Annotated in this window: 15 protein-coding genes and 1 tRNA gene; 9 read left to right on the top strand and 7 right to left on the bottom strand. The window is 60.0% G+C overall.

Annotated elements, in window-relative coordinates:
• Nucleotides 1–897: 897 nt before the first annotated feature.
• From BREU_RS08745 to BREU_RS08715, 6 genes are all read right to left on the bottom strand, one after another.
• Entirely contained in the window at nt 898–3,822 is a 2,925-nt protein-coding gene (locus BREU_RS08745) for a glycoside hydrolase family 3 N-terminal domain-containing protein (RefSeq protein WP_044089284.1), read from the bottom strand.
• Nucleotides 3,823–4,034: 212 nt separating this feature from the next.
• Nucleotides 4,035–5,327 (bottom strand): ATP-binding protein, encoded by a 1,293-nt coding sequence (locus tag BREU_RS11330; RefSeq protein ID WP_081886649.1) that lies wholly within the window; start codon nt 5,325–5,327, stop codon nt 4,035–4,037.
• The gene (locus tag BREU_RS08735; RefSeq protein WP_052382098.1) at nt 5,324–6,025 is read right to left on the bottom strand and encodes a LytR/AlgR family response regulator transcription factor; all 702 of its coding nucleotides are present in this window, start codon (nt 6,023–6,025) and stop codon (nt 5,324–5,326) included. Before BREU_RS08735 ends, BREU_RS11330 begins: the two co-directional genes overlap by 4 nt.
• 150 nt (nt 6,026–6,175) lie before the next feature.
• Nucleotides 6,176–9,112, bottom strand: coding sequence for a beta-glucosidase (locus BREU_RS08730; protein WP_044089283.1), 2,937 nt, complete (start codon nt 9,110–9,112; stop codon nt 6,176–6,178).
• A gap of 842 nt (nt 9,113–9,954) precedes the next feature.
• Nucleotides 9,955–11,364, bottom strand: a complete 1,410-nt coding sequence (locus tag BREU_RS08720; RefSeq protein WP_044089282.1) for an MFS transporter — start codon at nt 11,362–11,364, stop codon at nt 9,955–9,957.
• Between the two features lie 151 nt (nt 11,365–11,515).
• The gene (locus tag BREU_RS08715) at nt 11,516–13,456 is read right to left on the bottom strand and encodes a beta-L-arabinofuranosidase domain-containing protein (protein WP_269147450.1); all 1,941 of its coding nucleotides are present in this window, start codon (nt 13,454–13,456) and stop codon (nt 11,516–11,518) included.
• Nucleotides 13,457–13,700: 244 nt separating this feature from the next.
• On the opposite strand from BREU_RS08715, the gene BREU_RS08710 reads away from it, so the two are divergent.
• The 8 genes from BREU_RS08710 to BREU_RS08675 all read left to right on the top strand — a co-directional run bounded on the left by BREU_RS08710 (nt 13,701) and on the right by BREU_RS08675 (nt 23,364).
• The gene (locus tag BREU_RS08710) at nt 13,701–14,870 is read left to right on the top strand and encodes a helix-turn-helix domain-containing protein (RefSeq protein WP_044089281.1); all 1,170 of its coding nucleotides are present in this window, start codon (nt 13,701–13,703) and stop codon (nt 14,868–14,870) included.
• Between the two features lie 119 nt (nt 14,871–14,989).
• A complete protein-coding gene (locus BREU_RS08705) occupies nt 14,990–17,407 on the top strand; it encodes a serine/threonine-protein kinase (RefSeq protein ID WP_044089279.1) in 2,418 nt (805 codons plus the stop codon).
• 205 nt (nt 17,408–17,612) lie between these two features.
• Nucleotides 17,613–18,554: a DsbA family protein gene (locus BREU_RS08700; protein ID WP_044089278.1), complete on the top strand. Its 942-nt coding sequence runs from the start codon at nt 17,613–17,615 to the stop codon at nt 18,552–18,554.
• Between the two features lie 131 nt (nt 18,555–18,685).
• A tRNA-Thr gene (locus BREU_RS08695) sits at nt 18,686–18,759 on the top strand.
• 371 nt (nt 18,760–19,130) lie between these two features.
• Nucleotides 19,131–20,639 (top strand): aggregation-promoting factor C-terminal-like domain-containing protein, encoded by a 1,509-nt coding sequence (locus BREU_RS08690; RefSeq protein ID WP_044089277.1) that lies wholly within the window; start codon nt 19,131–19,133, stop codon nt 20,637–20,639.
• 21 nt (nt 20,640–20,660) lie between these two features.
• Nucleotides 20,661–21,662 (top strand): 16S rRNA (adenine(1518)-N(6)/adenine(1519)-N(6))-dimethyltransferase RsmA, encoded by a 1,002-nt coding sequence (gene rsmA / locus BREU_RS08685; RefSeq protein ID WP_044089276.1) that lies wholly within the window; start codon nt 20,661–20,663, stop codon nt 21,660–21,662.
• 118 nt (nt 21,663–21,780) lie between these two features.
• Nucleotides 21,781–22,689, top strand: a complete 909-nt coding sequence (locus BREU_RS08680) for a 4-(cytidine 5'-diphospho)-2-C-methyl-D-erythritol kinase (RefSeq protein WP_044089305.1) — start codon at nt 21,781–21,783, stop codon at nt 22,687–22,689.
• 45 nt (nt 22,690–22,734) lie between these two features.
• Nucleotides 22,735–23,364 carry a LytR C-terminal domain-containing protein gene (locus BREU_RS08675; RefSeq protein WP_044089275.1) on the top strand — a complete coding sequence of 210 codons (630 nt, stop codon included), beginning with the start codon at nt 22,735–22,737 and terminating at the stop codon, nt 23,362–23,364.
• Between the two features lie 430 nt (nt 23,365–23,794).
• On the opposite strand, the gene BREU_RS08670 is transcribed toward BREU_RS08675, so the two are convergent.
• A complete protein-coding gene (locus tag BREU_RS08670) occupies nt 23,795–25,213 on the bottom strand; it encodes a CCA tRNA nucleotidyltransferase (RefSeq protein WP_044089273.1) in 1,419 nt (472 codons plus the stop codon).
• A gap of 527 nt (nt 25,214–25,740) precedes the next feature.
• Here BREU_RS08670 and BREU_RS12540 point away from each other — a divergent pair.
• Nucleotides 25,741–26,691 (top strand): NUDIX hydrolase, encoded by a 951-nt coding sequence (locus BREU_RS12540; RefSeq protein WP_169740247.1) that lies wholly within the window; start codon nt 25,741–25,743, stop codon nt 26,689–26,691.
• Nucleotides 26,692–26,753 lie beyond the last annotated feature (62 nt).

Below are 26,753 nucleotides of genomic sequence, written 5' to 3'. Positions count from 1 at the left end.
GAAAAGAAGTCCGCACGAAAAACCCCGCCCCGATTCAACCAACCAAGGACCCACCAGGAAAACCCCCGGCAGGCTCGGAACGGACTGGCAATCAAAAAACGACTCTAAAAAGTAGTACAAACACGCTCTTGAGTTCTCAAACCACCACCACACACAAACCGATCCGGAAACCAACCATCAGGAGGAAACCCGAACCGCTCAGCGGCAGCGAGTAGATAACTTACACGAACACAAGAACAAACGCAAACCGGCATGCGAGAACCACGCCCAAATCGTTGAAACGACGGCGTTACACCGGCGTGTCGAAAACAACGTCCCCGACCCCCGACACCGCCAATATACCGCCGCAAACAACCGAAAACCACCCAACAACCGCTCCCCACCGGCGTGTTCCCCAACAATTCACCCACACGCAAACCCGCCAACAACCAGCGCGACAACAACCAGCGCACCAAACGATTCATGCCACCATCCCCCAGAACCCTCCTTGCGGCAAACCCCCGCACAAGGAACCATAAGTTCGCGCAATCACACAGCACCCGCGAACATACGGTCCCTTACAGAGCCAAAACAGGCTGCAAGTACGCGGCACCCTCGCCATAACGCGAACAAACAGCCTCCCGAAGAACTTAAATAATTGAGGGATTCAGCTTTTTCTCTCCCCCAGTCAGCTCCGCTGACAGCCCCCTCATCAGAGGGAGCCCCTACCACTCAAACAAATGCGAGTCGGACCACTTGCGCCGCATATACGAAACGGCTCGCCCGAAGATGGGGCGAGCCGTTTCGTTATTCAGTTATCAGGCAAAGACCTCATTGGTTGGCTTGTTTGCCGCAGTCGCAGTTGGTGATTCGGTTGCATCGGCCGCAGTCAGAGCCGATGCAACCTAGCCAAGCAACTCAGGCCTCAGCCGGAGCGTCAGCAGCCGGGGCTGCGATCGAGACGGTAGCCTGCTTGCGGCGCTTGAGGTACTTCTGGATGGTCAGGAACTCAAGACCGATCACCAGCACGGCGACTATCGCCACGCCAATCCACATACCGGTCTTCCACACTGGCATAGCTACCTTCGGCTCGCCGTTCTCGTACTGCCAGCTGTTCACCGCGGTGTACAGGATGTTGTGCGAGGCGGTACGCATGGCCTTTACAGATGTGGCCGACTTGCTGGTCACATGGTTGGTGACGTCCATGGTGGCGAGCATCGCGTCGCCGCCGTTGCGAATCTCCTGATCGGCGTTCTGGTAACCGAATCCGGCGAAGTAATCCGTGAGAGTGAATCCACGGAAGCCCCACTCGTCGCGCAGCACAGTGTTGAGCAGCGCAGGGTTGGCACCTGCATAGGTCGGTCCGATGTAGTTGTACGCGGTCATCACGGCCTGTGCGCCACCGTCCTTCACCGCCATCTCGAACGGCTTGAGGTAGATTTCGCGGATGGACTGCTCGTTTGCCCAGGTGACCAGCATGGCGGTACGGTTGGTTTCCTGATCATTCAGCGCGAAGTGCTTGATGAAGGAATACACGCCCTGCGAACGGGCACCTGCCACTTCGCCGGCAGCCATCACACCAGAGAGCAACGCATCTTCGGAGAAGTACTCGAAGTTGCGGCCCGAGAATGGGGAGCGGTGAATGTTCATACCCGGCGCATACCAGCCGTCGACGTGCATTTCGCGCGCCATCTTGCCCAAGGTCTTGCCGAATTCAGTGGCGAGATCCTTGTTCCACGTGTTCGCAATGCCCACAGCGGACGGGAATGCGATGGAGCTGACACCGGTGAAGTTGTTGATGAGCGCCGCCGGGCCGTCAAGATCGGTGAGCTTGATCTTGCCGATGCTGTCGATTGCAGCGGTGCCGTATCCGGCCATGGCAATCATGTTCTCCATGTCGTCGAAGGTCAGCTGGTCAAGCAGCTTGTCCCACTGCGGATCGTCATAGTCCTTGCCGCGCAACTCGGCCAGACGCACGCCGTTCTTGGCGCCGGTGGTCGGCATCTCATCAGAGGCATCGTCATGCTCGGAAGGCTTATAGATGTCGTTGTTGGTGAACTCCTTCTTGGTTTCATCCGACATAGACATACTAGCTGGTGCGGCGATGGCCTCCTCGAGATTCTCGAAGTGGTTGGCGCGGGACAGGTAGGTCACGTAGCCCTCGGCATTGTCGAACTGGTTGGTGGCCACGGTCTTGTCACCATCATGCGTGTTGTCTTCGCTGTCGTACGTGACGGTCTCCGGCACGTTCACCGTGGCCGAATCGATCACCGTGTGCGAATCGGACTGGATGGACACCTCATAGTCGCCCTGCTCCAGCACATACGCCTTCGCACCCTTGGAATCATAGGAGGCCATGTCATCGTCATCGAACTCGATGCTCACCGTCTCGGACTCGCCCGGGGCAAGCTCCTTGGTCTTCTCGAACGCCACCAGATTCACGGAGGCCTTCTCGATGCCGCCATCGGTGTACGGCGGGTTGTAGTACGCCTCCACCACATCCTTGCCGGCCACGTCACCAGTATTGGTCACGGTCACATCGAACGACACCTTGCCATCCGCGTACGTCACGTCGCCCATCTTCTGGTCGAACGTCGTGTAGGACAGGCCATAACCGAACGGATACTGCACCAGCTCGTCATAGTCGATGGCCCCCTCGTCGGCCGCGGTCTCGTAGAACTTGTAGCCCACGTAGATGCCCTCCACGTAATTCACGAACGTCGGGCTGGACATGTACTCGCTGCCGGCGAAGCTCACCTTGGCGCTCATGTCCTCGACGTTGTCATACGGGAAGTTGCCGATGTTGTTCAGCGTAGGCGTGCTGCGCACATCCTTCAGGAAGGTGTCGGAGGTCTTGCCGGACGGATTCACCTTACCGGCGAGGATATCGCCCAGCGCATTGAAGCCGGTCTGGCCGGCGGGCGGGCACCACAGCACGGACTTGATCTGCGGGTAGTTCGCGAGGAAGTCGAACTGAAGCGGATTGGAGCCGTTGTAGACCAGCGTGACCTTGTCGAAGTTCTTGGTGACCAGATCGAGCATATTGCGCTCGGTCTGGCTCAGCTGCAGAATGCTCTCGCCCTGCTTGTAGTCCTCATAATCCTTGGAATTGTTGACGTACGTGACGCCTTCCGCCTTCATGTCGCGCGGAAGATCGGCGTTCTCGCCACCGAAGCGGGTGATGACCACCATGGCCTCATCAGAGAACGACTTGGCGTCGGAAATCAGGGAATCGGAATACTGATCGGCCGGCACTTCGGGCAGGGTCCAATCCTGCTGGAACATGTTCAGCACCGGACGTTCAGCACGGTACTTGGTGTACAGGTCGGTCAGCGCGCTGTTGGTTTCGAAGCCCGCCTGCTTCAGACCGCTGAGAATGGAGGCCATCGGATGTTCGTTCGACATGGAACCGGAACCAGAGCCGCCGAGAATCGGCTGCGTGGAGCCCCAACCGAACACATTGAGCTTATTGGTGCCGGTGAGCGGCAGATTACCGTCATTGTTCTGAAGCATGGTGACGGCCTCGCCGTACAGCTCCTGCGCCTGCGCATTCGCCGTGGCGATGGTCTCATCGCTCAGCTTGTACTTCTTGGCGGTGGCGTTGTTGAGCAGCGTGGCCATCGGACCCGTGAGCATCAACGCAATGGCCACCGTAGCGGCGACCAACACCACGAGCCAGGATTCGGAATGAATCAGCTTGCGTACACTGACATCCTTGACGGTCTTCTTATTGACCGCGAAAGTAATGATGATCGCCGCGACCAACACCACGCCCAGCACCACGAGATAAGGTACCAGCGAGCTCAGGACGGCAATCACGTCGGACATATTGATATCCAGCATGACCTATTCTCCTATCTTCTTTGTCCACGCGTGGGCCGCAATGTGCCAATCAGCCACTTTGCCGACAAGCCCTTGTCACACGGACATCATCACGATAGGAACAACGGGACCGTCCACACAGCGGGCATCGCACGGGAGGTCAGCGTCAACGCACGAATGGCAATGCGCAGGAGTAATGCGCCAGGCGCAATCCGATGGGAGCAATCCGCCGATCAGTTCGGAATCGGCAACACGATCGATATCGCAAAAACATTGTCATCCGTGGTGATGGTCATTTCGCCTTGATATCGATGGACCTGCCACGCAATCGATCTCATGCCGAATCCATGGTTGATCGTATCCGGTTTCGAGGTGACCGGCACCCCTTTGTGCATAACCGGCGCACGGTCATCGGAATAGTAGTTATCTTCCCGGATCACCAATAATTGTCCTGCTGCGCAAACCGATATATTGATGATTCTCTGGCTGGGATTGGCGATTTGCTGCACACTCTCTATCGCATTATCGATGATGTTTCCGAACAGTGAGTAGAGGTCGGAGCTATCCATGAATCCCAACTTGCCGCCATCGGCGATGCACGTGAAGGTGATGCCGTGCGCGGAGCAGTACAGGCTCTTTTCCGTCAGCAGCACATCAAGTGAGTCGTTGCCGGTATGGAACATCGCATCATAGATTCGTATGTTCTCCTGCACCTTATTGATCATATCGGCTGTCGGTATCCTGCCATCATCGGCATATAGGGAACCCACCATCTTGCGGATATCATGGCACCGGATATTGATCAGATCGATGTTTTCCTTGGCCAGCTCGTAATGCTGCGCCTTGAGCCGATCTACCTGCCGCATAGCCATCAGGTCGTTATATAGACGGCTGTTCGCCGAGGCAAGCACCAGCAGGGCCAGCAACAGCACCACGCAAATCGAGTCATACACATACCCCACCGTCTGCACTTCCACCGATTTTTTCTGCACGAACACCATGCTGAGCACGACCATGAGCACGATTGCGGCCATGCAGGCCGCAACCCAACCTATGCGGCTCCGGGTCTTCTCTTCGTCCACGGAAAAATTACGTCCCACACACAGGTACGCCAAGCCGCACACCGTCAGGAGGATGGCCATACTAGTCACGCTGTATAGCCAGGAAGGCTTGCCGGAATGCCACGCATTCACCACCAAGCCGAACAGATTGTAGGAGATATGCTGCAGCGAATACCCGGCCACCACAATGATCATCGATTCCAGCCAGGTCACACTGGCGCAGCAATGCAGGGCGGCGGCCATGACGACGCAACAGGCTGTGAAATATAGGGATTTGATAGCGATTCCAGTCACCGATATGTCCGGCACATCCCACGGCAGGATGAGTGGGGTATACAGCAGATCAAGCAACAGGGCTGCCACCGGCAGCGCCGCCAGCCGCCACGATCGCCGCCATGATACGTGAGCGCAGAACACCAGCATGCCAAGCAGCAGCTGGAAAGTGAGCAGAGTGAGCATCGTCATCCCCCGTAATACGCAGCGAGGGCTTGCATCAGCGGCTTGCGCTTGGAGCGGGAGATGGGCAGGGTGATGTTATCCACGATCGCACCGTCGCCGGTCACCGCTTTGACCCATTCGAGGTTGACCAGACAGTAGCGGCTGGCGGCGGTGAAATGCACGGACTCAAGCAGCGCAGCAGCCTCCTTGAGGCTGGACCAGACCTTATAGGCGGTGTCGCCGGTGTGGTAGATGACTTCGTGGCCAAGCACCTCGATATAACGCACATCATGCGAGGAGAGGAACTGGGTGCCAGTACCCACGGTCAGTGGAATGGTGACGCCTTGGCGCTTGGCGACCACATCCTCTACCTTGCGCATTTTCAGCGCGAATCCGAAATAATCCATCGGCTTGACGAGATATCCGATAGCGTCCACGTCATACCCCGCCGCCGCGTACTGGGCCATTTTCGTGGTGAACACCAGCACAACGTGATCGTCGACTTCGCGCAATCGGTGGGCGGTCTCCAACCCGTCGATACCGGGCATTTCGACATCGAGGAACAGCGCATCGAATCCGGCTTTGTAGTCGTTCAAGAATGACTCACCATCGGTAAAGCGAGTGATGGTGTATCGATGATGATCGCCGTTATAGTAGCGATCAACCATTGCCGCTGTACGGCCGGCGTCAGTATCGTCATCATCGACGATTGCGATATGGATCATCGGCGACCCCTTCTTCGTTCCTTTGCACATGTCCCCGCGTATATGCGCAAAGGCTCGACCGAACAGGAGTCGAGCCTTGCGCTTATTCAGTTATTTCATCAATCGGACACCCCGATTCCGCACGGAGTCGGCATGGCCGATCGGAGAGCCTCAGGCTTCGGAAGCAGGGGCTTCGGAACCGCCATCGGCAGCCGGGGCTGCGATCGAGACGGTAGCCTGCTTGCGGCGCTTGAGGTACTTCTGGATGGTCAGGAACTCAAGACCGATCACCAGCACGGCGGTCACGCCCCAGACCACGTAGGTGATGGTCTTCCAGATCGGGGTCGGCACGTCCGGCTCGCCGTTCTCGTACAGCCAGCTGTTGGCGGCCGTGTAGAGGATGTTGTGCGAGGCGGTGCGCATGGCCTTAATCGAGGTGGCGGACTTGTCGGTGATGTGGTTGGTCACGTCGGTGGTGGCGAGCATCACGTCGTTGCCGCCGCGAATGGCACGATCGGCGTTCTGGTAGCCGTAGCCGCCGAAGTAGTCGGTCAGGACCATGCCACGGAAGCCCCACTCGTCGCGCAGAACGGTGTTGAGCAGCCCGGAGTGGGAGCCGGCCCATTCGATGCCGATGTAGTTGAAGGAGCTCATCACGGCGCCTGCGCCGCCTTCCTTGACACTCATCTCGAATGGCTTCAGGTAGATTTCACGAATCGACTGCTCGCTGGCCCAAGTGTTGAGCTCGCTCAATCGGTTCGTTTCCTGATCGTTCAGGGCGAAGTGCTTCATGAAGGCGTACACACCCTTGGCCTGAGCACCGGCCACCTGCTGGGAAGCCATCGTGCCGGAGAGCAGAGCGTCCTCGGAGAAGTACTCGAAGTTACGGCCTGCGAAGGCGTTGCGATGGATGTTCATGGCAGGGGCGTACCAGCCGGCGACATGCATGTCGTGGGCCATGTTGCCGATGCCGTCACCGAACTGCTTGGCGAGATCCTTGTTCCACGTGCAGGCCACAGATGTGGAGGACGGGAAGCCGATGGAGCCGACGCCGGTGAAGTTGTTGTTCAGGGAGGCCGGGCCGTCGACGTCGGTCAGGGCGATCTTGCCGATGGAGTTCACGGCCTGGGTGCCGTAGCCGCCGAAGGCGATGAGGTTGTCCATCTCGTCGAAGGTCAGCTGGTCAAGCAGCTGGTCCCACAGCGGATCGTCATAATCCTTGCCGGTCAAATCGGCCAGACGGACGCCGTTCTTGGCGCCGGTGGTCGGCATCTCATCCGAATCGTTGTTGGTTTCGGAAGCCTTGTAGTTGGAGTTGTTGCGGAAGTCGGCCTTGAGATCCTCCGGCAGCGTGTAGTTGGTCGGCGCTGCGGTGGCCTTGGCGTAGTTGGCGAAGTGGTCGGCACGGGACAGGTAGGTCACGCCCAGTTCGTCGCCGGAAGCGTCGTCGAACACGTTGGTGGCCACGGTCTTGTCGCCGTTGTGCGTGTTGGAGTCCGAGTCGTAGGTGATGGTGTCGCCCACGGTGATGGTTTGCTCGGCGATCGTGGTGTGGGAGTCGGACTGGATGGAGATGTCGTAGTCGCCCTTCTCCAGCACGTATGCCTTGGCGTTCTTGGAGTCGTAGGAGGCCATATCATCATCATCGAAAGAGATCTTCACGGTCTCGGATTCGCCCGGAGCCAGCTCCTTGGTCTTCTCGAAGGCAACGAGGTTCGCGGAAGCCTTCTCGATGCCACCGTTGGTGTACGGCGGGTTGTAGTAGGTCTCCACCACATCCTTGCCGGCCACGTCACCGGTGTTGGTCACGGTCACGTCAAAGCTGACCTTGCCGCCGGAATAGGTCACGTCACCCATCTTCTGGTCGAACGTGGTGTAGGACAGACCGTATCCGAACGGGTACTGCACGTAGTCGTCATAGTTGATCGCGCCCTCGTCGGCCGCGGTCTCCCAGTACTTGTAACCCACGTAGATGCCCTCGGCGTAGTTGACGAACGCCGGGGAGGTCTCGCCTTCCTCGAAGTTCTCGGTCGGGAATTCGCTCATGTTGTCGTACTTGAAGTCGCCGAAGTTGTTGTAGGACGGCTGCTGGGTGAGATCCTTGATGAAGGTGTCGGAGGTCTTGCCGGACGGGTTGGTCTCGCCGGAAAGCACATCGCCGAGCGCGGAGAAGCCGGTCTGGCCTGCAGGCGGGCACCACAGCACGGACTTGATCTGCGGATACTGGTCGACGAAGCCCAGCTCGAAGGCGTTCGCGCCGTTGTACACCACGGTCACCTTGTCGAAGTTCTTGGTAACCAGGTCGATCATGTTCTTCTCGGTCTGGGACAGCTCAAGGAAGCTCTCGCCATCCTTGAAGTCCTCGTAATCCTTGGAGTTGTTGGTGTAGGTGATGCCCTTGGCCTTCATGTTCGTCGGCAGATCGGCACCCTCGCCACCGACTCGCGTGATCACCACGACCGCTTCGTCAGAGAAGGACTTGGCCTTGGAAATCAAGGAATCGGAGTACTGGTCAGCCGGCACCTCAGGCAGGGTCCAGTCCTGCTCGGCCATGGCCACGACCGGACGATCGGCACGGTAGTCGGTATACAGCTTGCTCAGGTCGGCGTTGGTCTCGATGCCGGCTTCCTTCAGACCGTCAAGCAGGGAGGTGGTCTTGTAGTTCTGGTTCATGGAGCCGGAACCGGTGCCGCCATAGACCGGATTGGTGGAGCCCCAGCCGAATACGTTGACCTTCTTATTGGCCAACGGCAGGTTGCCATCCTCGTTCTTGAGCATGGTGATGGCTTCGGCCTGGATCTCCTTGGCCAGCTTGTTGGCGTTGGAAATGGTGGTCTGCGACAGTTCATACTTGGTGGCGGTGGCGCTGTTCAGCAGCGAAGCCAGCGGGCCGAACAGCATCATGGATACCGCCACGACCACGGCGACCAGGAACACCAGCCAGGACTCGGAGTGGATAAGCTTACGGGTGCCGACGTTCTTGACGGTCTTCTTGTTCACGCCGATGGTCAGCGCCAGCGCCAGCACGAACACGACGGCGATGGCGATCAGCTGCGGTGCAATGGAAGCGATGACGTTCCACACGTCGCTCCAATTGATGCTCAGCATCGTTCTCCTCCTTGATTCTTACCTATTCGCGGCATCGCCTCGATACCGTTATCGAAGCGTTTCGCGGATCGACCAGGCACTGCCCTTGCGCCAGTGTCGTCCGCCGGGATGCCTGCATCGCTCGCCATTGGGTCGCTGCACAGGCACTCGTAATATGCCGATGACTGTAGCATCGCAGATTCGCGGAGGCGGCGAACGCCGCTGCACCCATCCTGTCATTTCGCGCGCATAATCTGTTACCACATTCACCGCTCGCGCGACGCATTACATGCGCAAACGGCGCTTCTCATTACATGAACGGCGTATCCGGCCGCCGCACAGGGACAGCTGCGCCTTACCCCGCACTCCACCATGTAGGGAAGTGCCCACCATGTAGTGATTCGTCCACCGTGTAGGGAGTAAAATTTTACCTTCCGCGGAATAAAGCCATTTTGCATCCCTACACCGTGGGCTTTTCCCTACACCGTGCGGATATCCCTACACCGTGGGCCATTCCGCCGCCCGCCAAGCCGCAGCCCAGCAGCCCACAGCCCCTTTCTCATTCGCAAGTATCACTTCACGTCCACACCCGTACGGCTAGTGTCCGTCTCGTAATTGTCTGAGTGGTGTTGGCCCCCTCTGACGAGGGGGCTGTCAGCGAAGCTGACTGGGGGAGAGAAAAAGCCGAATCCCTCAATTACTACGAGACAGACCACCAGAACTGCAAAAGGGGCTTTGGTTGCGAGATTCGTCTCGGCAACCAAAGCCCCTGTCTCCTGTACGAAGTCACTGTATGACATCTTGTCTCAATACAACATCAACACGTCAGACAAGATGCTACCGCAATCGATGCTATTCGCCGCTCACTGAGCGTGGCGCTCGGCGAGTTCGGCCTTAATCTGCGGCTCCATCTTCTCGTACTTGCGGTAGAGCAGCATGATTGCGCCCACGATAACATAGATAATGACCGGCAGCCAGATGAAGCAGAAGCTGATGGCACCGAGCGAGGATGCGGACTGCTTGGTGTTCGCCACATATCCGAAATGGTTCATGATCTGGAGCGGAATGAAAGCGCCCAGACCGGAGCCAACTTGGATGCAGAAGGCGGAGCCGAAGGCGGTCAGGAAGCCTGCAGCGTGGATACCAGTCTTCCATTCGCCATAATCCACGGTGTCTGCGAGCATGCCGAACGGCATACCGCAGGCGATGGCCGCACCCAGCACGCCAATGGTCCAGAAGATGACTGCAAGCGCCACACTATTGCCGGCGAGCGGCATGAGCGACTGCCCGATGATGCCGATGATCAGACCGATAATCATGGTGAGGGTCTTGTTCTTCGTGTACTTCACCAAGAACGGCATTGAGAGAGTGCCGATGAGACCGAGCACGTTCACGCCGTTGAACAGCGAGGTGAGGTTCTCATTGCCGAGCACGTACTTCGAGTAGTACACGGCCATGCCGCTGCGGGTAGAAGCGGCGATCCAGAAGATCACAAATGCCACAACCAAGATGATCCACGGCCAGTTTCCTTTGCAGGCTCGCAGTGAATCCTTGAACGGGATAGGCTTCTGCTGTTCGGGATGGTAGTTGTGCTCGTTGAGGTTCTTGAAGGAGAACAGGAGCAGAGCGACGGCAATCAGGCCGAAGATCGCCGTGACGATCATAAAACCGGCCTTGTCCCCACCACCGACGACCGTGCCGAAGAATCCGACCAGCGGGATGCAGAACGCGGAGGTGATGAACGAACCGATATTGCCGCCGGCCATACGGTAGGTGTTGGCGCTGATGCGTTCGGTTGGGTCGGAAGTCAGGTTCGGCAGGATGGCGGTAATCGGCGTCTGTATGCCGGTGTACACGGCACCAGCGGCCAGGATGTATGTGAACATGGCGTACCAGAACTTTGGAGCGCCATCCGGCAGGCTTGGCGCGGTGAACGCCAGCCAGACGGTGATAGCGAACGGCACAGCAAGCCACAGGAACCATGGGCGCGACTGCCCCCACTTGGTCTGCGTATGGTCGACGACCGAGCCCCAGAACACTGCGGCGATAGCGTCGGCGAAACGGGCAGCCAGCAGGATGACGCTGGCACCCCAGGCTCCGGATGCGGGGATACCGAACACATCCGTGTAGAAGTACATGATGTATGAGGAGATCGTCACGTACAGCAGGTTGCCTGCCATATCGGTGAAGGAATAGGCAATCTTCTCTTTGACAGTCAGTTTGGTGGACTGCACCGGCGCTATGGATGCCGGTGATGCAATATGTTCGCTCATGCATTACTCCATTGATGATTACTGATGGTTGTTGGTATTGCGATGATGCCTCGCAAGGATCGGGAAAGGTGCGATGCGCGCAGCGGCAATTTCCTGTGAAGTGCATCGCACGCGATAGGCAGGCAACGCGAATCCGACGTGTACGTGGCCGTCAGCTGGGGTCGTTGGCACCTTCAGCTACGGGAACGAAGTGGCACGGAGCGACGGGATGCGCAGCATCGGTGTTGAGATAGACCGAGTAGTCCTCGCCGCCGGGCACGTCATAAAGCGGCAGTAGGTCGAGCGGGGCCTCGGCGTCCGACATCGTGAGACGCAGGTGCAGACCGGCGTCGGCATCGGTACCATCTCCAGCATTTGCCGGCGTCACGCGGCCAGCCAATGATTCTGCCGGTATCGTGCCGATGTTAGCGCGATTGCCTTCAGCAGCGAGCAGCACATCACCGTACAGCAGCGCCACACGTTTGGGGGCGCCGGCCAGCGGTTCCGCGTGTAGGTCGGCGCGCAACACGATGCGGATAATGTCGCCATCATTGAACGCGCGCTCCACGGTTACAAAGCCTTCATTGTTCACATTCACGTCGGCTGGCACCGGAGCGCCGTCTGTATCTTCGACCGTCACTGATGCCACCAGCGTCGCACGCAGGCTAAGGCGGAAACGTACCGACGCCGCAGCCGCCGTGCGTACGGTGATGCCGACGTTGAGATCCGCCGGATATGCGGAGGCAAGATCGAGCGTCACGCCTAGTGCCGTCCAATACAAGCGGGATGCAATGAATGCGGACAGCACCACCGCGGGCACGTCATCCACCGGATTAGCCAAGCCGGTCACGTCCGCAGTATCGGCCGAAGGCACCGACTGGAACCAGATGTCCTTCTGCAGATCTGATCCGCCTTCGACGCCGGTACCGGTGCAGCACCAGAAGGACTGGTCGGCTGTGCTGAAGACCTTGCGCACACCCACCCCCATCGGCTGATGGTATTGCGACAGTCCAGTACGCGGGCTGAAGCAGTTGAGGATGGCATTGAACTTGAGGCGCGCCACGTGGGCCAGCACATCAGCACTGCCATTCCACGAGAACAGTTCAGAAGCGATCAACTCGGTGTTGTGGCCGTTGCATGATTCGCTTTCGCCACAGGTGAGCGCATCATGCAGGTCGCCGGCCGCTCCCCAATGCTCGGCCTTGTCGGACACGCCATAGACCGTGGTGTAATGGGTGGCTTTGGAGCTGTTGGAACCATTGGCGAACGTGCGGGTATGCAGGAAACGGTAGAAGTTCTCAGCAGCGGTCTTGTACCGCTCGTCGCCGGTAGCATCATAACGGCGCATGGCGGCCAACGCCACGGGCAGATGTGTATTGGCATGCAGGTCTTCGAGCATGTCAATGCCATTGATAAGACGGCCGGTGAAGTAGTCGCGATCGAAGATCTTCGCGGTTTCGAGGATTGTCTCGTCCCCGGTCAGACCATAGAGCGTGTACATCACTTCGCCTATGCCGCCATATTCGTTCAACGGATTGAGGCGTGTGGGGTGCAGGATATTCTCAATCTTCCAGTATCCGAGCTTAGCGAATCGTCCGGCGATATAGTGAGCCAGGTTCACTGCGAGGGTCAGAGCATCCTTGTTCCCTGTATACCGGTAAGCGTCCACCAGCCCCTGCATGATCTTATGCAACGTGTAGTAGGGTGCCCAGATTGTACAGAATTCTTTCTGCTCGAGCCGGTCGATCTCCGATTCGGGGAAGGCGCTGACATATCCGTTCGGCAGCGCGCATTGCTTCATCACCGCGACGATGGTATCGACTTCGGCTTTGAGCCGCTCACGCTCATCTTCGGTATTGTTGGCGTCCACGAAGAATTTCGACGCAGCGGAGAGGAAATGGCCGACGAAGTGTCCGCGCAGGCCACAGTCCGGCGCCTCCCAGCCACCGAGAGGCTCGGCTAGGCTCGGCAATCCGGCGTTCGCACGGAACGTGTGCAGCAGTCGGTCCAGATCAAAGTCCAGCACATACCGCTTCACCAACTGCTGTCGACGTAGGAATTCACCATCGTTTAATGACACTTGTTGTATTGGAAACGCTTCATATCGCTTCATCGACGACCCCCCTTCGGGTATGCTTGCGCAAGGCCGAGCAGAGCCACGGCACACGCATGATTGTTGTATTTGCAATGGTTCGAGGCAAATACAACGCTGTTCATCGCCACTCACCATCGTTTGCTGACATCACTTACGATAGCCCGGCCAGCATGTGCTACATTATGAGCAAAAGTATCAGTTTCCGACTTCCGTAGCAGACTGATCCACCGAAACCAATACAGCCCATAGAGAAAGCTCTGCGATGACCACCTATGAAATCGCCATCGACAAGCCCGTGTATTACTACATCGCCGGCGAGTTCACCAGTGAACCAGGCTGGACGCACGCTCGCTACGAGCACGAGGACGATTTCGAGCTCATCATTGGACTTTCCGGGCATTTCGACCTAGCAGTGCGCCATCTTTCCGGCAATCACGGAGAGCAACGTCTCCGAGTAAGCCCCTCAACGTGCCTGCTCCTGCCGCCGCGAATCGTGGTACAAGGCGCCGAACGCACAGGCGAAAGCGTCGATTTCATCTGGATCCATTTTCTTGCCGACTGGCATACCAGTGAACGATTTCAGAACAATAGTGTCCATTCCCGACCTTCCGCGATAGCCAATCGCCCAGCCGATCCGAAAACCCGCCAACACGGCAACGGACAGACAGATGATGCCGCCAACATCATCCACACCGCAACCCATCCAGACGCCGCCCGCACATTCCAATGCATCCGACAGCGCGAATACTGCCCGGACGTCAACAACACAGTGGTTCTACCGAGCCGCTTCATCGTGCAGAACATGAACCGCATCCTGCTCGCCGCCAGAAACCTGCTGTCTGTGACAAACTCCTACCGGTATTCGCAACGGGAAAACGATTTTCTGACCTCCTGTCTACTCATCGAACTCAGTGACGACTATCTAAGCACCTTGGCCAACGCCACGACCAGCGAACGACGAACAGCACCAATCACCGCTTGGATTCACACCAATATGTCATCCTCCCTGAGCGTCATCGACGTGGCAAGTCATTTCATGCTGAATCCCGACTATCTCACACGCCTGTTCAAGCGGGAGAATGGCGTCACCCTGCGCGACTACATAGTCTCGCTGCGCATCGAGACCGCGAAAGCACTGCTGGTGCGCACCGACCTTCCGATACCGATGGTCGCCCGGTACGCCTATTTCAACGACGCCCGCAATTTCATGAAGCAGTTCAAAAAGCACACGTCGTTGACCCCCACGAACTATCGCAAGACCTTCGCGCAGCCCCATATCAATACCCCATTCATTGACGTCGAACTACCGGTCCCACACGAGATATCGGTCATGCTCCGCGAAGGACGCAAAGACCGAACGTCGCAGGCCAACACAGATGCAACGGCGCGGCACCACCGCACTCCACCGTGTAGGGAAGTGCCCACCGTGTAGGGAGTAAAAATTTACCTTCCGCGGAATAAAGCCATTTTGCATCCCTACACCGTGGGCTTTTCCCTACACCGTGCGGATATCCCTACATCATGGGCCATTCCGCCGCCCACCCAACTAGGATGGGTGGTATGAGCGATCTGACGGCGTTGAATCTCGAATCGGGCGAAGTGGTGGGCGGCTACACCTTGGTCTCCCGGCTTGGCTCAGGTGCGATGGGCTCGGTCTGGCGCGTGCGCGACGACGGCGGCACGAATTACGCCATGAAGATCCTGCGCGATTCGCTGGTGGATGATTCCGCGACGCCAGCGGCATCCGAAGCCGCAGGCAGCGGCGCACAATTCGCGCAACCCGCACGACCTGCACAACCCGCACACGACCCGAATCTCAAAGCCGATGTGACTCCGCGAGAACGTCTCCGCCGCGAGGCCATGGCACTGAAGAAAGTCAATCACCCCGGCGTCTGCGGCATCGTGGACATGGAGCTCGACGATTCGCTGGCGTTCATCGTGACCGAACTCATCGAAGGCAAGAACCTCAGGGACGACGTGGCCGCCAACGGCCGCTACATCGGTGATGATCTGGAACGTCTGGCCCGCAAGCTCATCGACGCCACCAAGGCCGTGCATGCGGCAGGCATCATCCACCGTGACATCAAACCCACCAACGTGATGGTGTCGGCCACTGGCCCGGTGCTGGTGGATTTCGGCATCGCGATGGGCGAGGGCGAAAGCCATGTGACGCGCACCGGTCTGGTCATGGGCACGCCGGGATTCATCGCGCCGGAAATCATCGATGGCGCTGAGGCCGACGAGATGACCGACTGGTGGTCGGTGGCGTCCGTGCTCGCTTTCGCCGCCACCGGTACGCCGGTGTTCGGTACCAAGCCGATGATGGCGGTACTGGAGCGCGCGGCCTCGGGCAACGCCAATCTGACCGGTCTGCCGGCCGGCACATTGGCGGCATTCCGCTCCGCGCTCGACCCCGACCGCTCCAAGCGCTGCACACCGGACCAGCTGTTGCACGCCATCGCCTTGGATACGATGAATCCTTATGCCTGGCAAGACGCCCAAGCCAGCCCCTTCGGCTCCAGCGCATTCGGTACCGGCACAACCGGCTCGGCTGGCGCCGGCGCAGGGGCACCAAAAGAAGCAACCGAGGTGATGCCCCCTTTTGGAGCTGAACCGGACGAGGACAATCCGCGCACCTTGTGGCGCGTATCCGACACGCTGCCGACCTCGTCACTGCCGACGTCCCTGCTGCCAGCCGAGGACGCCCCGACCATCGCCTCGGCAATACCGCTGATTCCCGATAATGCGGCCGGGACAGTCGCCACCGCGATACTCCCCGAAATCAGCGCTGATCCGGTCGAAGCCACCAAGGCGCTGCCGGGTGAATCCAATGAAGCTGACGAAGCGACAATAGCCACCACGCGAACGCGCCTGTTGCCCAGTGCCGCGTCCACTGAGGTATTGCCGCCGTCGCTACCGCCCACTGCAGCGCTGCCGCCCACTGCGGCATTGCCTCCCGTGATGCCCCCTACAGTGCCGCCGTCGCTGCCGCCTACCTCTACGTCCACACCGCCCGCGGCAGTCCCCCCTGCATTCGACCCTGCGGTTCGCCCAGCCATGCAGCGCGTAATCGACCAGACCGCCCAGGCTGTACCCACGGAAGCGCTCATGCAGCGCACGCCCGCGCCCAATCCCGCCGACATACGCCGTGGTGCGTACCTGCAACGCGGCACGCTGCCGTTGTTCCTGCTTGCGATCCCTTTGTCGGCCCTATCGGCGAGCTTCCCGATTATCGGTGCCGCGGCGGCGGTAGTCATGCTGTGGTTGCTGCTGGTGCTGGCTTATAACGAGGAGGCGCAGCTGGAGCGCGAGGGCCGGCGGGGCGGCGAGCGCAAAGGCTCGGATGCGCTGATCCGTACGGCTACGCTGCCTTGGCATCTGGTCAAGGGACTGTTGTTCACGATACCGCGCGCGATATTGCTGCTGATCATCGACATCGTCGGTGTCGCCGTGGCCAGCGTGGCATTGGCGCTGCCGGTGAACACCATTCCCTGGTATGTCACGGCGGGTTGGGGCTTCGGTTTGCCGTTGCTGAGCGATGTGCCGTTCTCCCCGTCCGGTATGGCATTGGCGGGATTCATGGCGGTGGGCTGGCTGGTCACCGTGTTCGGGCCGCAGGCGATGATGATGCGACTGGGTGCCGGGGTGCTGCGCGGTTTGAAACCGCAGCAGATCGACGCCATCAATGCGGCCATCGCCGATGCCTCCGGTACTAGGCCAGCGACGGCCGCTGGTGCCCCCAGCCCGACGGCACCAGCTCCAACGGCACCAGCCCCGACCACCCCAGGCCCGAGCAGGCTGAATGGCTTCAATCCGCTCAATGGCGCGGCATCGCCGATGCAACCGGTGTCGCCGCCCGCGCGAGGGCATCGCGGCACTGTGATGTTCACCATATGGCTGATACTGTCGCTGGCCTGTGCCGGCATACCGCTGATCGGCATACCAATCAGCTGGTTTCCGTTGATCTGATTGGCTTCCTCGGCCCTAGGCAGCCGCAGCATCACGGCATCATTCACTGCAGCATGTCCGGCCAGCGGCTCCCCGAGCCCGGGTTTTCACATGGAATTCATCTCAGATCAGCTCTCAGCACAGTCGTACTCAGCGCCCATCATTATGATGGAGCCCAGCTATCTAGCGAATCTCACAGTATGTGAACGAATGCGAAGGGGTTTTCATGGCTGATTCCAAGCGTCAGGTCAAGCGCGTCACCCGTGCGGAGCGTCGCGCCGCCGAAGAGGCAGCGCAGAAGGCGCGCGCCGAGCAGGCCGCCAAGGAGCGCAAGCAGCAGACCATCATCGTCGTGGCGATTGTCGTGGCGCTAGTGGCCGTGATCGGCGTGGTCATCTACCGCAATGTCACCAAGACCTCGGCCAGCGCGGAAGAGGCCTACAGCAAGATGCAGTCCGCGGCCACCAAACCCGCCAAGGCGGACGACAAGGGCGGCTTCCTGATGTCCAAGGACGGCTACGGCAAGAAGGTGGACAAGGCGCCGACCGTGGCCATCTACATGGAACCGCTATGCCCGGGCTGCGCTTCGGTGAACCGCAACCTCGACCCCACACTGGTGAAGATGATGAACGCCGGCCAGCTCAACCTCGAGCTGCACTTCCTGAACTTCCAGGACAACAAGAGCTCGGACAACTATTCGAACCGCGCCTTCAACGGTGCCATCTACATCGCCGAGCATGACGACGATCCGAACCATCTGGTCGATTACCTCGCCAACATCTACGCCGACGGATTCCAGCCCGGCGAGCTGACCGAGTACGTCTCGGTCAAGGATTCCCAGCTTCAGGAGCAGGCCATCAAGGCCGGGGTGAGCGAGGACGTGGCCAAGGCAGCATTCAGCGGCAAGAACGAGTACTGGGATTGGTTGAACGCCTCCAACGACTACACCGTCTCCCGCCCGGAGCTGTTCAACTCCTCCGGCTCCTTCTCCTCCCCCACGCTGACCATCAACAACAACTACTGGAGCTTGAACAACATCACGCTGGCGAACACCACGATGGTGGACGGCTTCCTGAAGGCCATCGGTCTGACGTCCGATCAGGTGGGCGTGGAGGGTGACATGCCATCCATCGGCGCCGATGGTAAGCCCATCGATATCACCGCCTGATATTTTGCCCGCGTTCCGTCTGCGCACTGCCCGTGTCCTGTCCCGACACGGGCAGTGCGCATTCCCGGAGTGCTGGTATGCTAGTCACTTGTTCAAAACGTTGCATCCGCGATGTTGCGTTTTCGGGACACGCCTCTTTAGCTCAGATGGCCAGAGCGGCCGCCTTGTAAGCGGCAGGTCGTCGGTTCGATCCCGACAAGAGGCTCGTTGCGCGAGAAAAAAGCGTATCATAGTAACAGGGATGCGCGGTTGCTCCCGCGTATAAGAGATCTTGCTTGTGTAAGTTCTCCAGGAGCCTTCCCCCAACTTATGGCTTCCTGGACTAGGGGCGGAGCGTCCCCCAACCTGCTCCGTGCCCTCATAGGGGGCGGGAAATCCCCTTCTCTCCCGCCCCCTTTTTCTTTACTTCATAACCCAACCCTCGCCACTCCTGACCACTCCGCCCCGCTCTCCGGCCGCGTCAGAGCCGCATATCCGGGCAGGAATGGTAACGGTGGCCGGGGAACGCACTAGCCGTACCAGACCAGCCGTTACGATGGTGGGCGTATGTATCCGGCGATCAGGAAGAGATAAGACATGGCTCGGCGTTGGACCCCGCAGCGGTTTGTTACACTGCGTCGCATCCGCGTAATGGCTTGTGTAGTGACACTTACAGCGGCGATGATGGGCACTTTCGCCTTCACCGCGCGCAAATCGGTGGCCTTGAACGTGAACGGCACCACCACGCAAGTCACTACCTACGCCATGACCACCGCCCGCCTGCTCGAGGAACAGGGCATCGACGTCAAATCCCATGACATCGTCGAAACATCTTCAGGCGACCATCTCGCCGACCACGCCGTGGTCACCGTGCGCTCCGCCTATCAGACCACCATCAGCATCGACGGCACATCGGTGCCGTTCTGGACCGTGGCCACCAGCGCCGACCAGCTGCTGGGCTTCTTCCAGGAGAACAACGCACAAGCTGCCAAGATCACCGTCGACATCAATAACATCTACAACCAGCTCACCGGTGGCATGGTCATCAATCAGGAAGGCCCGGTCACCGTCATCGCGGACGGCAAGAGTTCGGTGGCACCGAATGGCAAGCTGCCCGCAGCCTCCATCCTCGATTCCAAAGGCATCGTGCTGGGCAAGGAAGACCGGGTCAGTGTGGAGAAGGACGGCGATCAGACGATATTGCGCGTCCGCCGCGTGACCCACGGCGAGGAGACGCGCACCGCTTCGATCCCGTTCGACACGCGGACCATCATCGACCCCAATCTCGAGGAGGGCAAGACCGAGGTCCGTCAACAAGGGCAGAACGGCGAGAAAACACAGGTGTACAGCGTCACCTATGTGGACGGCGTGGCCGAATCCGAAACGTTGAAGTCCGAAACCGTGACCAAGATGGCAGTCGATCAGATCATCGCCGTGGGCCAAGCGAAGCCGAAAACCGACGGCGATGGGTCAGGTTCCGATGATTCCAAGGACTCCGATTCCGCCGATTCGGATACCAAGGCCGATTCCGGTTCCAATGATTCCGGTTCCAATGATTCCGGCAAGAACGATTCCTCCGGCAACGACTCGAGTAACAATTCCGGTAACTCAAGCGGTAACTCAGGATCGAATAATTCGGGTAACTCGGGCAGCTCCGGGAACGATTCCTCGAACAACGGCAGCAACTCAGGCAATAACTCCGGTAACTCGGGAAATTCCGGTAACTCGGGCAATTCGGGCGGCAACAGCGGCACTACCACCCCTACCGACCCGGCGCCTTCCGGTCGCCTCTGGCATCCAACGGTGGCTCAGGCGCAAGCCTATGCCGCCGGTGCCGCGGCACAGCGCGGCTGGACAGGCACCGACTGGGATGCGTTGGTGAAGCTGTGGAACCGTGAGTCAGGATGGTCCTGGTCCGCAGAGAACAAACGGTCCGGCGCATACGGCATCCCACAGTCGCTGCCCGCCGACAAAATGGCCATGTTCGGCGCGAATTACCGTGACGATGGCGCCGTACAGATCGATTGGGGACTGTTCTATATCGCGCAAAGCTATGGCAGTCCATCCAAGGCATGGCAGCATTCGGAAGAAGTCGGCTGGTACTAAGGACCGCAAGGAAAACACGTTATGACTGACAACACCATCACTACCGGCACGCAATCCGGTCAAACGACCGGCCATCTGCTGGGCGCGGCCGACATCCGTCGCATCGCTGACGAGGCCGGCGTGAGCCCCACCAAGAAATTCGGTCAGAATTTCGTCATCGACCCAGGTACGGTACGCCGTATCGTCCGGGAGGCCGGCGTGACCGCCTCCGATCATGTGATGGAGGTCGGCCCGGGTCTGGGTTCGCTCACACTGGCGATTCTGGAGACCGGCGCTTCGATGACCGCCGTGGAGATCGACCCGCCGTTGGCTGAACGTCTGCCCGAAACGGTCGCCGAATTCATGCCTGAGGCGTCCGACCGGTTGCGCGTGGTCAATCGCGACGCACTGACCGTGACCCCCGAGAATGTGCCGGATTTCAACGGAGACACGGGTTTCACCCTGGTGGCCAACCTGCCGTATAACGTAGCCACGCCGATTCTGCTGACGCTGCTGGAGCGATTCGACAACCTCACCTCGTTCCTGGTCATGGTGCAAAAAGAGGTGGCCGACCGGCTCGCCGCCAAACCCGGTTCCAAGATCTATGGCACCCCCAGCGTGAAGCTCGCATGGTATGGTACGGCCGAGCGTGTGGGCACCATCGGCCGCAATGTGTTCTGGCCAGCACCGAACGTGGATTCCGCTTTGGTGAAATTCACCCGGTTCGCCGCCGACGACCCGGTCAATCCCGCCACCGGCGAGCATGCCGCGAACCGCGAGACCGTGTTCCAGCTGATTGACGCAGCATTCGGACAACGGCGCAAAACCCTGCATGCGGCCCTGAAACATCTGGTGCCCGCCGAAGCGTTTGCGCAGGCCGGCATCGACCCGACCCGTCGCGGTGAAACACTGACCATCTCCGAATTCTCCGCGCTGGCGTCCGCGTTGACGGCGACCTCAGCCACGGCGACCTCACCAACCACAGCAGCCTCCACGGAGGGCGATACCGGCGCCGACGACCCGACCGAAAGCAAGGTGGCATGATATGAGCACCGCCACTCTCGAACGTATCCACTCGGCGCATGACGAGCACCCTGAACACCTAGAGCACCTCACCGAACACTCCGGACAGCCCACGCAGGGCGATCACCGCGAAATCCCGATGCGCAGCGGCACGCCGCTGCCGTTCACGATCCGCGTGGATTGCCCGGCCAAAACCAACCTCACCCTTGCCGTCGGTGAGCCGCATGCGGAATGGGGCGGACGGCATGCCCTAGATACCATCTACTGTGCTGTAGGCGTGTATGACACGGTCACCGCGACAGCCAAAGCTCCCGGCAGCGGATTCTCCCTTGATCTGGAAGGAGCGCATCTGGGCGACCTGGCGTCGTCGACCAGCGACATGCGCCGCAATCATGCGGTATTGGCCCTGTTCGCCATGGCCGAGGCCGCAGGCCGCGATCCGGATGTGGCGTTGACCATCACCAAGCGCATTCCTGTCGGTGCCGGCCTGGGCGGTGGGTCAGCGGATGCCGCAGCCACCATCCTGGCCATCAATCGCCTCTGGAACCTCGACTGGCCTATCGATCGCTTGCGCGCCATCGCCGCCACACTGGGCGCGGACATGCCGTTCTGCCTGACCGGCGGTCTGGCGCACGGCACAGGCTTCGGCGAGCAGATCGAAGACATCACGGCCGAAAGCGCCGCAGCCCGCGAACTCGAATCGCAGGGATTCTGCGGCGACGTACTGGTCGGGGCGTACCAATCGCAGCTCAGCACGCCCGAGGTCTATCACGCGTTCGACATCATGGGAGCCGCAGACGGCGACCGCAACCATCTCCAGGCCGCGGCCATCAGCCTGCATCCTCGCAGCGGGCGCGCCATCAGCGCGGCTCTGGCAGCCGGAGCGCGTCATGCGTTCATTTCCGGCTCCGGCCCGTCGGTGGTGGCGTTCGTGCCGGACGACGCCTCTGCGCAACGAGTCATCGACGCATGGGTGCGTGAGGATGCGGCCGATCGAATCATCCGGGCCAAAGCCCCTGTGATGCCGATAATCGGCGTCACCCAGTGACGCTAAGGTAGCAACAAGCCATTCGTAAGTGAAGGAAGTCCCACGATGCCGCAACAGATTGACGAACGTCAGGCCCGCAAGCGCTATGTGCGCCACCGTCAAACCGTCGTATTCTCCATCACCGGCGTGATTGTGGCGGCCACCTTGGTGGTTGCGCTGCTGTTCAATTTCCACGTGGGCGGACTGGGACTGGTAGCCACGCCGCTCGCCGAACCGAACTTTGGCAATCCGGCCCCCTGTGCAGTGAAGAATGACAGCGGCAAGGCCACGTATGTGCCCAACGGTTCCGTCAATGTGCGCGTGCTCAACGGCACATCCCATGTGCAGTTCGCCTCGGCGGTGAGCAAGGCGTTGGCCAAGCGCGGATTCGCCATGCAGGAGGCAGGCAACTTCTCCTCCACCAGCGTGGAACGCACTACGGTGTACTTCGGCAAGAACGCCATCAATCAGGCGTATACGGTGGCCGGCAACTTCACTGACGCCACGATGGTGATGATCCAGCGCGACGATCAGCTCGTCGATGTGGTGCTCGGCGCCACGTTCAGCGATTTGAACGACGAGAAACAATCCCCGCAGCAAGGCAAGGAAATCACCGACATCCAAGGCTGCCAGGCCGCCGATAAGATGACCGACCTCCCCGCCGACGTCAAGCCCGCCAACACGGATCAGCAGTAGCAGCTATGCCTTGGCTCTCTCTGATGGGACGTGTAGGTTCTCCTAGTGGAACAGTTTGTGGCTCCCTCTGATGAGGGAGCTCCCGGCGACAGCCGGGTGAGGGAGAGAAGCCCGCAGGCACGAGCCTGCGGCATCAACGCAGTCGCCAGTCTCTCCCCCAGTCAGCTACGCTGACAGCCCCCTCATCAGAGAGGGCCGAAATACCGCCGCTGTTTGCTTCACGGCAACGTCCCGTCAGAGGGGGCCTATGACAGTACAATGTTGGCTCCCTCTGATGAGGGAGCTCCCGGCGCAGCCGGGTGAGGGAGAGAAACATACAGTCGTCCCGGTCTCTCCCCCAGTCAGCTCCGCTGACAGCCCCTCATCAGAGAGGGCCTGCAATCACGGACGCGCTACGCGCGCAGTTGGCAGGCACGTCCATCCAGAGAGTTTATTGCTGCAGTTCGGCGTACCAGCGCTTGAGCTCGGCCACGGCCACGTCATGTTCGACCGGACCGTTGTCAAGGCGGTATTCGAGCATGTGCTTGTAGGCGCGGCCGATCATCGGTCCGGGCTCGAGGCCGAGCAGGGCCATAATCTCGTTGCCGTCCACATCGGGGCGGATCGCGTCGAAGTCTTCCTTCTTCTTGAGCTCGCGCACGCGCTCTTCCATCTCATCCATCGCATGCGCGAAGATCTGCGCCTTGCGCTTGTTCTGCGTGGTGGCATCCGCGCGCGTCAGGCGGTTGAGGCGCTCATACAGATGTCCGGCGTCCTTGACATAGCGTCGCACCGCGGAATCGGTCCACGGCTCATCCACATACCCGTGGAAGCGCAGATGCAGGTTCACCAGTTCGGAGACGTCCTCCACCAGATGATGGTCGAAACGCAACGCCTTGAGCCGCTTGCGGGTCATCTTGGCCCCCACCGCATCATGGTGGTGGAAGCTCACTTTGCCGCCGGGCTCGAACTTGCGGGTCTTCGGCTTGCCGATGTCATGCATGACGGCGGCCAGACGCAGCGTCAGATCGGGAGCAGGCACCGGGCCGTCCGGGCCGGTCTCCAACGCAATCGCGCGCTCCAGCACCATCATCGTGTGCTCGAACACATCCTTATGACGGTGATGTTCGTCGATCTGCAGCTGCAACGCCGGAATCTCCGGGAATACGATGTCCGCCAGACCGGAATCCACCAGCGCCTCAAGACCCGCGCGCGGACGGTCAGAGAGCAGCAGCTTGGTCAGCTCGTCACGCACGCGCTCGGCGGAGACGATGCCGATGCGGTCGCGCATCGAAGTGATCGCCTCGGCCGCGTCCGGCGCGATGGAGAAGCCCAGCTGGGCCACGAACCGCACCGCGCGCATCATGCGCAGCGGATCGTCGTCGAATGACTGCCGGGGATCGACCGGCGTGCGCAACACCCCTTTGGCCAGATCGTTGGCACCGCCGAACGGGTCGACGAATTCCAGATCGGGCACGCGCAGCGCCATCGCATTGACGGTGAAATCACGACGGGACAGGTCGCCCTCAAGAGTGTCGCCATAGTTGACTTCCGGCTTGCGTGAATCCGGATCGTAGGTGTCCGAACGGTAGGTGGTCACCTCGACCTTGACTTCGGTGCCATCAGCCCGCCTGCGCATGGCACCCAGCGTGCCGAATTTGCGGCCCATATCCCAGAAGCCGTCATGTCCCCAACGGCGCAGAATCGGCTCGAACTGCTCGGGCCGCGCCGAAGAGCAGAAGTCGAGGTCGTGGCTGCGCCGGTGCAGCAGCAGGTCCCTGACTGGACCGCCGACCAGTGCCAGCTCATAGCCCTGCTCCTTGAACAGTCGACCAAGTTCGATCGCCTCGGGCCACACTTCAAAATCCAATGGGCACCTTCCCCTATGTGACATTTTTCTGCCCTCCCAGCATACCGTTACCCCACCTGCACACGGGATTGAGTATGGTGGAAAGCATGATTACGCCCGCCGACCTTGCCCAGATGCTTGGGCAAACACCCAGTGATGCGGGCAACCATACCCAAGACCAACTGCTGTATTCCTCGCAGACTCCGCAGAATTCCGCCGATTTGGACGGTATTGAGGCAGATAGACAACGTGCCGAACGCGCCGATTCGGATGCCGATGCATCCGATGATGACGGCCGCGCTCCAATCAGTCCGGCGATGATTGCCGCGATTATCCACCGGGCTGCGACCGCGAATGCCGATCAGTCGAACACCGGTGATGGTCAGGATGATCAGACTGTGGACTCCAGTGGTTCACATGCCGCACATGAATCGCATATGGCGACGGCTGTCCGCCAATCTCAGTCTGCCGCGTCCGCCCCGCGCCCCAAGCCAGCACCAGTTCCGCAGCCGAAACCGGTGAATCGCAAACCGGAATCAAGGTCCGCGATGCCTACTCCCGCCATGGTGTTCGGCATGCGCGCCACGGTGACCATCGCCACGGCGAATGGGACGATAATCGGTCAAACCGAGGGCATCGCCGCTGAAGCCGAGACTGTCGCCGCCAATGCCGCAGCCGTCTCGGCAGCAGTCGTGGACACCACCGTAGCCGGGGACACAACCAAGGCTGCGGCAACACCCACTGCTGCATCAAATGCGACTGACGTAGCAGACAGGACAGCGCCTCGTGGACCCAAGACGCCGGCGTCCGCCCCGCTTTCGGCGGCGGCCGCCATGCGTGCCATCGCAGCAGCGACGTTGGGCAAAGTCGGATCGGACGGCGCGGACCATGCCGGGGCGACTGCCGTGACTTCCGAACTGGCAACGGCTGCAGCGGCTGCGACTCCTCTGACGGCACCAACCGTCGCCGTCGCCAGTTCGGGCCCTACGCCGGCCATCATGCCGCAACGCCGCACATCGGACGGCCCCACCACGTTCGCGTCCTTGGATGCGCAGGAACTGCCGGTGGTGCGCGAATATTCGGCAGGCGGACTGATTTTCGACGACCAGAATCGCGTGGCGATCATCGCCCGCCATTCGCGTTCCGGACATCTGGAATGGTGCCTGCCCAAGGGGCATATCGAAAAAGGCGAGACTCCGCAGCAGACCGCCGTGCGCGAAGTGCATGAGGAGACCGGCATTCTGGGCGAGGTCATCGATTCGATAGCCACCATCGATTACTGGTTCACCGGCACCACCCAGCGCGTGCACAAGCTGGTGCACCATTTCGCGTTGCGCCAGACCGGCGGCGAACTGACGGTGGAAGGCGATCCGGACCATGAGGCGGAAGACGCCATCTGGGTGCGCTTCGATGATCTGGATGATGTATTGAGCTATCCGAACGAGCGGAAAATCGCGTGGCTGTACGCCAAGAAGAAGAACAGGCAGGCAAACGAGTGAACCTACCCGCAATGCAACGCCGTACGCATCACGGCGGACGATGTGCACGTGCCCTCGCTGCG

The sequence above is a fragment of the Bifidobacterium reuteri DSM 23975 genome (assembly GCF_000741695.1).
In the GTDB taxonomy this organism is placed as follows: domain Bacteria; phylum Actinomycetota; class Actinomycetes; order Actinomycetales; family Bifidobacteriaceae; genus Bifidobacterium; species Bifidobacterium reuteri.
This window is presented reverse-complemented; position numbering and strand designations above follow the sequence as displayed.

Coding starts and splice junctions, on each gene's coding strand:
- BREU_RS11330 (WP_081886649.1), bottom strand. CDS start 5,327: ATGACGATGCTCACTCTGCTCACTTTCCAGCTGCTGCTTGGCATGCTG.
- BREU_RS08710 (WP_044089281.1), top strand. CDS start 13,701: ATGACCACCTATGAAATCGCCATCGACAAGCCCGTGTATTACTACATC.
- BREU_RS08735 (WP_052382098.1), bottom strand. CDS start 6,025: ATGATCCATATCGCAATCGTCGATGATGACGATACTGACGCCGGCCGT.
- BREU_RS08745 (WP_044089284.1), bottom strand. CDS start 3,822: ATGCTGGATATCAATATGTCCGACGTGATTGCCGTCCTGAGCTCGCTG.
- BREU_RS08705 (WP_044089279.1), top strand. CDS start 14,990: ATGGGTGGTATGAGCGATCTGACGGCGTTGAATCTCGAATCGGGCGAA.
- BREU_RS08680 (WP_044089305.1), top strand. CDS start 21,781: ATGCGCAGCGGCACGCCGCTGCCGTTCACGATCCGCGTGGATTGCCCG.
- BREU_RS08675 (WP_044089275.1), top strand. CDS start 22,735: ATGCCGCAACAGATTGACGAACGTCAGGCCCGCAAGCGCTATGTGCGC.
- BREU_RS08700 (WP_044089278.1), top strand. CDS start 17,613: ATGGCTGATTCCAAGCGTCAGGTCAAGCGCGTCACCCGTGCGGAGCGT.
- BREU_RS08715 (WP_269147450.1), bottom strand. CDS start 13,456: ATGAAGCGATATGAAGCGTTTCCAATACAACAAGTGTCATTAAACGAT.
- BREU_RS12540 (WP_169740247.1), top strand. CDS start 25,741: ATGCCTACTCCCGCCATGGTGTTCGGCATGCGCGCCACGGTGACCATC.
- rsmA (WP_044089276.1), top strand. CDS start 20,661: ATGACTGACAACACCATCACTACCGGCACGCAATCCGGTCAAACGACC.
- BREU_RS08730 (WP_044089283.1), bottom strand. CDS start 9,112: ATGCTGAGCATCAATTGGAGCGACGTGTGGAACGTCATCGCTTCCATT.
- BREU_RS08720 (WP_044089282.1), bottom strand. CDS start 11,364: ATGAGCGAACATATTGCATCACCGGCATCCATAGCGCCGGTGCAGTCC.
- BREU_RS08690 (WP_044089277.1), top strand. CDS start 19,131: ATGGCTCGGCGTTGGACCCCGCAGCGGTTTGTTACACTGCGTCGCATC.